The 11,990-nt window shown below is 46.8% G+C and carries 3 protein-coding genes; all 3 read left to right on the forward strand.

All coding sequences use genetic code 11. The annotated features are described in order from the left end of the window. Nucleotides 1–108: 108 nt before the first annotated feature. The 3 genes from V6669_RS13660 to V6669_RS13670 all read left to right on the forward strand — a co-directional run bounded on the left by V6669_RS13660 (nucleotide 109) and on the right by V6669_RS13670 (nucleotide 11,964). Complete coding sequence (locus V6669_RS13660; RefSeq protein WP_338594359.1) at nucleotides 109–7,614, forward strand: fibronectin type III domain-containing protein; 7,506 nt, start codon at nucleotides 109–111, stop codon at nucleotides 7,612–7,614. A gap of 127 nt (nucleotides 7,615–7,741) precedes the next feature. After that, nucleotides 7,742–8,452, forward strand: coding sequence for a trehalose operon repressor (gene treR / locus V6669_RS13665; RefSeq protein ID WP_091031114.1), 711 nt, complete (start codon nucleotides 7,742–7,744; stop codon nucleotides 8,450–8,452). A 173-nt stretch (nucleotides 8,453–8,625) separates the two neighbouring features. Then, nucleotides 8,626–11,964 carry a DUF5107 domain-containing protein gene (locus V6669_RS13670; RefSeq protein ID WP_338594363.1) on the forward strand — a complete coding sequence of 1,113 codons (3,339 nt, stop codon included), beginning with the start codon at nucleotides 8,626–8,628 and terminating at the stop codon, nucleotides 11,962–11,964. The last annotated feature ends 26 nt before the right edge of the window (nucleotides 11,965–11,990 follow it).

Here is an 11,990-nt window from a genome sequence, read left to right on the forward strand (position 1 = left end):
TTATAATCAAGAAAAAATAACACTTGTTAGGGGAGGCACCCCAACTTAGGATATCGTTCCTTTGTTGGGGTGCCTCCTTTTTTTGTGTGCCAAAAAGGAGAGTAGACGTTGAAGAAATCAGGAAAACGTGTGAAGAAACAAGCCGAACAGTTAACCAAGGTGGTACTGGCATTTGCGTTATTATCACCTCAAGCCCTGTTGCTTGAATGGGGTGCAGCCACGATAATGGCTGAAACGGTTGAAACAATCGGGATTGTATCCGATACGTCCAGCATGAAGGCGGTACAGTCTTCCAAGGTGAAAGTGGAGATGAACAGTGACGGTAAATACAGAATTGTATTACTACCAAACACAAATGTATTTTACGGTGGCGATACAGGGAATGTATCCACCATTATCGACCATAACGGATCTCCCGTGAACTTCAAAACATTGCCGCTGAATTATTACCGAATTAACAATAATGTGATTGAAATGTCCCGGCAAAAGGACAATGTGGAATATATTTTGCGTGTATCTATCGTTAATGCTACCTCACAAGGTGGGTACATGAAGGTTGAACTGGAAGCTATCAACCGTAGCGGAACGGCACTGAATTTGGGTGGAACATTTTATTGGGATACGATGGTGAATGGCAATGATGCATCTCCGTTTGAAGTCATCGAGAATGGATGGCGCAATTACAGCGGCGGTGTTCAGGTCACGGCTTTTTATGCCAATACGTACAATGTTGTGAATGCAGATCGCATATATATGGGCCAGTACAGCAGTCCAGACAGCGCCCAACTCACAGGAGGGTCTTCACCTTCAGCGTTCACTCCAGGCCAGACCGTTACGGCGAGTGATACAGCTGCACAATTTTGGTGGGACGCCAAGACAACAGCGAATCTGGCTTCACGTAAATTTTCAACCATTGTGGGGATTGGTCCCAAAAATGCTCCACCTTCATTTACCTTAACAGCACCCTCTTCGGGTCAAACCTATTACAAAGGCGAGCAACTTCAGATCTCTGGTACAACGCGAGATACGGATGTAGGCGATCTGTTGACCGTGAAATGGTCCATAGATGGTGGGTCCGAGAACATTCTGACCCAGATGACCGCAACGGGTTCTAATCAGTCTTTCAACACCAATTACACATTGCCTGACACCCTGCCAGATGGTACACACACGTTGCAAGTATGGGTCATGGATGACAAAGGTGGGGTGTCCTCAGCAGGCACCGTTAACTTTACGGTAAGAAGTTTTGTTGTGCCCGGAACGCCGACATATACATTGGTTAATTCTAATAACATGATGGTGAATTGGGATAAGAAGGCGAATGATGCATCCGTTACGTATGAGCTGAAGAATATGACGACGAATCAGATCGTGGATACAGGTACATCAAACAGTCGGCAGGTGAATGGGTTCACTCCGAATACCAGTTATTCTTTTGCTGTACGTGCCAAAAATTCAAGTGGTTCCTTCACGGGGTACTCTAGTCCATCCACCAAATATACATTGGCCAATCCACCCGCTGCTGCGGCTGTGAACCAATCAGGAAACTCCGTTACAGCGAGTTGGAGTAATAATAGAAATCCTGCAGGCACCCATTACAAAACGGAAATACGCAGTCCAAGTGGGCAAGTACTCGCAACGGGAACAACAACTTCCACACGTACAGCGTTTGCCCTGACCGGACTCGCGGACGGAAAATATGAAGTATTTGTGGCGGCACTGAATGGAGAAGGGATACAGACCCCATTTATATCCTCTGGAGAGATGATGAAAGATACGACGGGTCCAACTGCTCCGTCTGTTACAGTCACTCCATCCTCATGGACCAAGGAAGATGTTCTAGTTACGGTTGAAGAGGGAAAAGATGCATTGAGCGGAACTCAAAAGACTGAAGTTAAAGTCGGTCCTGCAGGAGAATGGCGTGAATACAATGCTCCGTTTACCGTAAACAGCGAAGGCAACACAACTGTTATGGCACGCAGTATTGATGCGTTTGGTAATACGGGACAAGAAACGGCTGTGACAGCCAGGGTAGATCGGACGGCACCAACACCACCTGTTATCTCGTTGAATCCGCCCGAATGGACAAAAGCGGCAGTAATTGTGACATTAACGGAGGGTATCGACGAAGCAAGTGGCATTGGTCTGACACAGTATAAGCTGGGAAGTGAGGGAGAATGGATCGACTACAGGACCCCTTTTACACTCAGTAAAGAAGGAATAACGGAGATTTATGCACGAAGTGTCGATCGGGCGTCCAATGTCAGTGCTTCCACTTCGGCAACAGCCAGAATCGACAAGACTGGGCCTGAGCAACCAACGATTACGCTAAGTGAAGAGGATTGGACGAATCAGGATGTAACTTTTGCAATAAACAGTGGTGAAGATACGGGCAGTGGGCTTGCCAAGAGTCAATATCGACTTAACAAAGAAGGTCCCTGGATCGATTACACGGGCGAAGTGACGGTTACCGATGAGGGAGAAACGATCGTATATGCACGCTCACTTGACCGTGTGGGCAATGTAAGCACGCCCGCTCAGGCTACGGTTCGAATCGACACGACTGCTCCAACCGAGCCGGTAATTCGTTTGAGTTCTTCTGGATGGAGTAAAGAACATGTGCAATTCACGATCACTGGTAGTGTGGATGAACGAGCGATATTCTATGAATACAGCATGAATGATGCCCCGTATATGACAGGAAATACAGGTACAGTTAGTACAAACGGCGCTACCACCATTCTGGCGCGAGCAAGGGATGCCGTTGGTAATGTGAGCAAGGAAGTCAGTCGAATCGCCTATGTGGATCAGATGGCTCCAACGATTACATTTGCACCAAACGGACATGGCTGGACGGACACGGACATATCCACTACCATCCAGTATGCAGATGCCCACTCAGGCATTGAGGAACTGGAACGATTCTATCAAGTTACGAACAGTGCAGAATTACCGGAGCATTGGCTTGAAGCTCGCTCTGACGAGCATAGAATATCCATCGAATCGGAAGGCATATGGTACATCCATGCGAAAACCATGGACAGAGCAGGGAATACATATGAGACAACATCATCACCTTACCATATTCAACGCAAGCCAGAGCAACCGAGTCATGTGAGAATGACAAAGATCGCTGAGACATCAGCTGAACTTACAGTGGATTTGCCAACAGGGGAAAGGTATACCAATGGATATCAGTATGAGATAACGAATAAAACGACAGGACAGTCATGGACACTGGACTACCCTAACCACAGTATAATCGATCACTCTCTAAGCGGTGGTCAAGTCTATGAATATGAAGTTAGAGTGAGGAACCATACCGGTGTAAGTGATGCAGTAAGCGCTCAAGTATTAACGATCCCGGCAGCTCCCGAAACGTTGCATGTTCGAAAAGTAGATTCCCAGCCGCATTTGGCCGAAATTCAATTTGATTCAGTACAGGGAGCAGATGCTTACCGCATCATTGCTGCAACTGCGGACGGTGTCACCGTGTTTGACCAGACGGTATCTGATCCGAGTAGCCTTCCCTACGTCAGCAACCTCGTTCCAGGTACCATTCATAACATTTCGGTTACGGCAATGAATGAAAGTGGAGCAGGTGGTAGCAGTAGGACCGGATTCCTCACACTGCCGGCAATGCCCGGTGAGTTTATGGCCGTTCAAATTCAGGAGCATGATATTTCATTAGAATGGCAGACAGTGACTTCTGCAACGTATTATGGTCTTTCACGTGATGGAACAGCCATATATGAAGGAGAGCAGACGGAGTATCTGGACTCGGGTCTGGATAGCGGAACGGAGTACAGCTATACGTTAATTGCCGGAAATGAGACAGGACCAGGGCCGTTGGCAGGATTACCTTTGCTCAAGACTTTACCTGGGCAAGTGTCCGGCTTACAGGTATCCGATGCTTCCACAGCGAGCCTTCGTCTGAATTGGGAAGCAGTACGAGGAGCCGATCGTTATGAGTTATGGTTGAATGGAGAGAAGTCGGGAACGGTTTCTGCTGGAACCCAAGAATGGGTCTTTGCGGGACTGAGTTCAGGAACATCTTATCAACTGGATGTACAAGCAGTGAATGGAAGTGGACAGGGGATACGCAGTTTGGTATCAGGAACAACACTACCGGAGAGCCCGTCGGGACTTCACGTTGTTCAAGTAACTGAACAGGGAGCAATCTTGAGCTGGGAGCCTGTCGTTGGGGCAACGAAATATCGGGTGGTCATCGATGGACAGAGCCATGAGATATCAGATACACAACTCGCAGTTCACCATCTGTCAAACAGTCGTGAGTATACCTATGAAGTACAGGCGGGCAATGCTGCCGGGTACGGTGCATCCACCAGTAGTACAATTCTTACGCTACCTAGCAGGCCGGAAGGACTAAATGTCACATCGACTGATGAGACAAGTATGGGACTTGCATGGCAAGCTGTAGATACGGCGAATCTCTATATTGTGAAAATCAATGGAACAGAAGTGGGCAGAACATCAGAACAGGCCTACAAGGTTGAGGGATTATTGCCAGGTACAGAGTACGCTTTGCAAGTTCAGGCTACGAATGCTTCTGGTCCAGGTGAGACAGCGCAGCTCATCCGATTGTCCAAACCTGTTTCTCCTGCCGAAGTACTTGTTGATCCAGGAGTACATCATGCAAAAGTTTCCTGGTCTCTCGTGGAAGGTGCCGCTGAATATGTGATTGAGCAGAATGGTAAGGAGATCTATAGAGGAATGGAGAATGAAGCAACGATTACAGGGCTCCAGGATGGGACGTGGCATCACTATCAACTATGGGCGATCAACAGACAGGAGACTCGTTCTGAAGCGACGGAAGTATCCCTGCTTACTTTGCCTCAGAAACCCGATAAGGTTCCAGTATATGATGTGGCAAAAAACAGCCTAGGTCTGGATTTCAGTAACACTGGTGTCCAAGGGGCAGATCATTATGTCATTGAACGGGATGGAAGAGAGATCGCTCAGATGGATTCAAGTGAAACCCAATTCGTAGACAAGCATCTGTCGCCAGGAACGAAATATACTTATGTGATTCGGGCAGTCAATGCGAGTGGAACGAGTGCGCCGCTTACTTTCGGTATAATGACTCAAACTTTGCCATTGGTTGCAGAAGATATCACAGTGAAAGCAGGAACACATCAGGTGGATCTGGCTTGGGATGTTGTTCAGGGAGCTGTTGCATATGAGATTCGCAATCGGGTAACGGGAGATGTACAGAGTGTGTCTGAACCGTCTGTACATCTCAATAGCATGCTGGATGGCACAGCGTATGAATTCGAACTCGTTGCGATTAATGTAGATGGTCATCGGTCAGAGTCTATTCAGATTCAAGTTTTAACGAAACCCATATCACCTCAGACGGCAGGTATAACCCACATCACAGATCAGACTGCGGTACTGGACCTGACTGGAAGCTCCACACGGGGAGCAGAGCAATTCATCATTATGCGGGATGGTGTTGAAGTCGCTAAGGTTCCAGCAGATCAAACTTCATTTGAAGATCATGGACTGACACCAGGAGAGCATTACACGTATACCATCAAAACATCCAATGCAACGGGGGAGAGTGATTCCGGTTTCGAAGTTCACTTACGAACGTTGCCAGCGACCATTCATGAACCTTTACATGCAAGCAAGATTGGAGAAAAGGGGGGATTGATCTCTTGGCCAAAGGTGCAAGGTGCGGAGGGATATACCATACGTATCGGAGATCAGATGTTCACCACTATAGAAGAAGGGGATATCACAGAGGTGAAATTAACTCATTTGGAGAGTGCAACCCGATATGATCAGGTACAGATTATTCCTTATAATACGGCTGGTTCAGGAAGCCCAATGACCGTGACTCCTTTTTACACCTTGCCTCATGTGGATTCACTGGAAATGAAGATATACCCCGAGACAGATCACGCCAAACTGGAATGGGACTTCCCATTTGGGAACGAAACATTTGTTGTATTGCTGGATGGTACAGAAGTATACCGAGGCAAACAAAAAGAGTTTATTATTGATCAACTGGATGCAGGTAAGCAGTACCCGATTCAAATCTACACAGAGAATGATCAGGGAGATACATCGGAGAAGCTCATGTATTCTGTCCTGACCAAGCCAGCAGCTCCGGTCAAAGTGGAGTATCATTCGGCGAAGGACCACATTCGTCTTATATTGGAACAGAGCCGGGTCGAAGGTGCCGAGCAGTTCATCATTGAGCGTGACGGTGTGGAGGTTGCTCGTGTTCCTGCAGATGAACTGTTCTATGACGACAAGGGACTTGAACCGGGCGTGAACTATACCTATACAGTGAAGACCATGAATGCGTCGGGCAGTAGTGATGGTGGTTATTACCTTCATGCAATGACTTTGCCCGGTAGTGCTGCTTCACCTCCTGTAGTAGAGGGACGTTCCATGTATGGTGCAGACATCGTATGGGAACTGATTCCCGGTGCTGCGGGTTATCGAATCTATCGAAATGAAGAGCTTGTGGGAACAACAACGGAGACATCCATACATGTGTCTGAATTAATCAGTGCAGAGCGTTATACTGACTTTGCAATCATTCCATTTAATGAGGCAGGGGAGGGTGAGTCACTCCAGGTTCCGGAATTCGAGACGTTGCCTTCCGAGGAACTGACAGTAGCAGCCATAGCGCAAGGTACGAATACGATTAAGCTAACTTGGGAACTGGATTCAATGAATGAGGTGATTGTGATCACCCATAAAGATCGTGAGATCTATCGTGGCACCGAGCGTAGTCATGTATGGTCAGGGCTGAATGCCGAGCAGCATTATGAGGTGGAAGTATGGACGGAGAATTCAGCAGGTGAGAAAAGTGAAAGCAAACGGGCCGCAGCCATGACTTTTCCGTATCCACCATCCGCTTGGAGCGGTAGTGGTACAGCTTCAAATCCAGCAGGTACTTCGGTAAAAGCCGATGAGGTGAGTCCACAACCTGAACCTTCTGATGAGCAACCTGAGTTACCTGCGAAAAAAAATATCAAATTTATTGATATCAGCCAAACATTCAATAAAGACCAGATCACCTGGCTGGCGGAACAAAATATCATTCAAGGTGTAAGTGAAACTCGCTTCGAACCACGCCGTCCGATCACGCGTGCAGAGTTCACCGCATTGATCGTGCGTTTGATGGGGGTGGACACAATGGTTAATGAACACCATGGATTTCAGGATGTAAACGATGATGATTGGTTCGCTCCTGAGATTAAGGCAGCCGTTCATCATGAGATGGTTCAAGGGATGGGGAACGGCAAATTCGCTCCGTATGCACTGGTAACACGTGAACAGGCATCTAAGATTATAGCAAATGTTGTTCGTAAAATCAGACCGGAACCGCTTACTTCCCCAAGAGCGTTTACCGACCAGACTGATGTATCATATTGGGCCCAAGAAGAAGTGCAGGAACTTGCGGGTTTGTACATGATTACCGGATATGAAGATGGCAGCTTCCGTCCCATGCAGCATTTGAGCAGATCCGAAGCTGCAGCGCTGATCTTCCGCTTAAATAAGCTGATTCAAGTCATGGATGAGAACCGTACAGATCAAGTGAAGAAAGCGTCAGCGTTTGATCGTCATATCTAAATTGAATTGATTCTTACATGTGATACTGCAAGCATCGCTAGTAACGACATTACCGCTTGATTGGTTTTTAATGCTATAATGGTTGCCAATATGATAAAAAAAGGGTAATGAACAATGGTGATGAATAATGAATAATAAATTTATCCGGATATATGAAGATATTGCAGATCGTATTCGGACCGGAGAGATTGAGGCAGGGACGCTGCTTCAATCGGAACTGGATCTATCGGAAAGTTATCAAACGTCTCGAGAGACTATTCGCAAAGCATTGAAAATGTTGTACGAAGAAGGTTACATTCAGAAGATCCAAGGCAAGGGCTCGATTGTACTGGACATACGCAAGATCGATTTTCCCATCTCAGGTCTAGTTAGCTTCAAGGAATTAGCCAAAAAAATGGGACATCGCGCTCAAACGTATGTGAAGGTTTTCGAGGAGCAACAAGTGGATCAGGCGTTGCATAAGAATATTAACTTTGGTCTGAATGAACAGGTCTGGGCGATCAGACGTGTGCGCAAAGTGGATGGAGAGCATGTCATACTGGACAAAGATTACATTAGCCAGCGGCTTGTTCCTGGGCTCAGTAAAGAGATCTGTAATGATTCCATCTATGAGTACATTGAGCAAGAGCTGGGGCTTTCCATTTCGTTTGCCAAAAAAGAGATTTTGGTGGAAGAACCCACCGCTGAGGACAGGGAACTGCTTGATCTTGAAGGGTTCCATAATGTGGTTGTGGTGAGGAGCCAAGTGTACCTGGAGGATGCCAGTCAATTTCAGTATACGGAATCGAGGCATCGACCGGACAAGTTCAGATTTGTGGATTTTGCGCGTCGCAGATAAGTTAATCAAGAACGATCAGAGAGTACCTTTCACTGCATTATTCAGTGGATAGGTACTCTCTTTGGTTATATGGGAATCCGAAGATCGTCCATCAAGAACCGCTTAATGTCAATGTTCTTCCTGCATGTCGGAGCGTATGATCACAATATATACGAGGCCGAGGAGTGAGCGAATTGAATCACGTGACAGCGACATCAAATGTTCGCATATGGGAAGAAACCAGAGATATTCCAACCTATGGTACAGGTAAACCGGACAAAAATCCGATGTTTCTTGAAAAGAGAATCTACCAGGGAAGTTCGGGTAAGGTGTACCCGCATCCCGTAATCGACAGCATTGAAGATGATGCCAAAATGAAATCTTATCGATTAGTTATTCTCGAAAATGAATATGTACGTATTGAGATGATGCCCGAACTGGGTGGACGGATCTATCGTGCGCTGGATCTGACCAACAACTACGATTTTGTATATTATAACCGGGTGATTAAACCTGCACTTGTGGGTCTGGCAGGGCCATGGATTTCCGGAGGAATTGAATTCAACTGGCCACAGCATCATCGGCCCAACACGTTTGGTCCAGTCGACTATACATTTAGCAGTAATGAAGATGGAAGCGCTACCGTGTGGGTGGGTGAGATTGATCGCATGTATGGTACCAAAATGACCGCTGGCTTCACATTACATCCCGGCAAAGCCTATCTTGAAATCCATGCCGAGGTATACAATCGCACCAGCGCACCTCAAACTTTTCTATGGTGGGCCAACCCGGCTGTAGCTGTCAACGATCATACGCAATCCGTGTTTCCACCTGATGTAACAGCTGTGCTGGACCACGGAAAACGTGACGTATCCCGCTTTCCCATCGCAACCGGCACCTATTACAAGATGGACTATTCCGAAGGTGTGGATATCTCGCGATACAAAAACATACCGGTTCCAACATCCTATATGGCGTATAAGTCGGATTATAATTTTGTAGGGGGTTATGATCACGGGGTTCAGGCAGGTTTGTTGCATGTGGCTAATCATCATTTTTCTCCGGGCAAGAAGCAATGGACCTGGGGGAATGGGGAATTCGGGCAAGCCTGGGATCGACAGTTAACGGACGAGAATGGACCTTATATTGAATTAATGACCGGGATCTATACCGATAATCAGCCTGATTTTACGTGGCTACAGCCCTATGAAGCCAAATCATTTTCGCAGTATTTTATGCCGTATAAAGGTATTGGTATGGTCAAAAATGCATCGATTGATGCAGCGGTTAATCTGGAAAAGGATGAAACGACCGGAATGGTAACCGTGATGGTATATGCGACGTCGGTTTTTGAACAAGTGACCGTTGAAGTGATAGGTCCAACCACGGTATATCTCCATGAGAGATGTAATATCTCACCTACGGAACTATATAAATATTCGTTCCCGTGGAGCGGACAAGATGAATGGCATCAGTTGAAGTTAAGTGTTCGAAGTGCGGAAGGAAGAGTACTCGTGGCCTATCAGCCTGAACGTTCTGAGATTCAGGAAGTTCCAGATCCGGCCACACCACTCCCGTTACCATCCGAGATTCGTACGAATGAACAACTATATCTGGCTGGTCTTCATTTGGAGCAATATCGGCATGCCACGTATGAACCGGAACCTTATTATCTGGAAGGGTTGAAGCGTGATGCAACGGATATTCGTCTAAACATAGCGTATGGCACATTGCTGCTACGCAGAGGGTTGTTACAAGATGCTGAGAAGCATTTCAGACAGGCCGTTCAATCGCTGACGTGGAAAAATACGAATCCATATGATAGTGAAGCATTTTACCAACTCGGTCTGAGTTTGAAACTACAGGGGAAACAGGCAGAAGCCTACGCAGCACTGTATAAAGCCGTATGGTCTGCACAGTATCAGGATACGGGGTATTGTATGCTTGCTCAGATCGATACGGCGTTACATCGAGACCTCGAAGCATTGGATCACATCGAACGTTCGCTGATTCGTAACACCAGAAATTATAAGGCTCGACATCTGAAGGTGGCTTTGCTGCGTAGATTGGGTCAAGATAAGCAAGCAATCCAATATGCGCGTGAGACGTTGGCACTGGACCCGGTTGAATTTGGAGCCGCACATGAATTAGTCCTGATCTACAGCGGAGCAACTGCACCTTCAGAGAGAGAACAAGCGGGGCAAACACGTGAGCATTTCCATCGTCTGATGCGAGGAGACGTTTATAATTATCTGAATCTAGCCGCAGATTACGCGGATTGTGGATTGTGGGAAGAAGCACTGACGGTACTCTCGTATGTTGAATCCAAAAATTCACAGCCTTATCCTATGGTTGGTTATGCTCAGGCCTACTTGTATCGTCAGCTGGGGGATGTGGAGCAGGCCCGGGAATGTCAAAAGCAGGGGGAAGCTGCTCCAACGGATTATTGTTTTCCTAATACGTTATTTGAATTCATGGTGCTTCAGGATGCATTGGCAGTGGATTCGAATGATGCGCGTGCTCACTATTACCTGGGAAATTGGTTATATGATCATAAACGCTACGAGGAAGCAATCACCCATTGGGAAACTTCACGCGAGGTGAATGCTGCATATTCGACTGTACATCGGAATCTGGGACTGGCTTATTATAACAAGCTGAATCGCCCTGATCTTGCACTGGCATCATTAGAGGAGGCTTTCCGGTTGGATTCACAGGATGCCCGAATCTTCTACGAGTTGGATCAATTGCACAAGAAGATAGGGTATTCCTGCGAGCATCGAATCAAATTGCTGGAACAACATATGGAGTTGATTCACCACCGTGATGATCTGTATATCGAGTGGGTGACTTTATTGAATATGCAAGGTAGTCATCAAGAAGCATGGAATGCCCTTCAGACCCGGCGGTTTCATCCATGGGAGGGTGGAGAAGGCAAGGTAACAGGACAATATGTTACGGCACTGACGGAACTGGCAAAGCGAAATCTGGAGAAACAACAACCTGAACTAGCATTGGAGCTGTTGAAGAAGGCTTTGGTTTACCCGGAGAACTTAGGTGAAGGTAAATTGGAGGGAGCCGGAGATAACCCCGTTTACTTTTATCTTGGCTGTGCCTACCAGCAACTGAAGAATAATCACGCTGCAGAGGAGAATTTCCACAGAGCCTCAATCGGTCTGAACGAACCGACAAGCGCAATGTTTTATAATGATCAACCGCCGGAATCGATCTATTATCAGGGACTGGCCTGGCAGAAGCTTGGCAATGTGAAGGAAGCAAACCGACGCTTTAACAAACTCATTGACTATGCGGAAAGACATATGCATTATCACATCCGAATGGATTATTTTGCGGTATCTCTGCCCGATTTTCTAGTATTCGACGACGATCTAGATCAGCGAAATGAAGAACATTGCCGATATATGCGGGCATTGGGTCTTCTGGGGCTGGGTCGGACGAACGAAGCAAAGGATGAGTTGGAGCGAGTGCTGAAGAAGAACCCGAATCATCAAGGGGCAATCGTCCATCGATAATTGATATTCTATTCATCAACCATATC

The organism is Paenibacillus sp. Y5S-9 (assembly GCF_036894235.1).
Taxonomy (GTDB): Bacteria; Bacillota; Bacilli; order Paenibacillales; family Paenibacillaceae; genus Paenibacillus.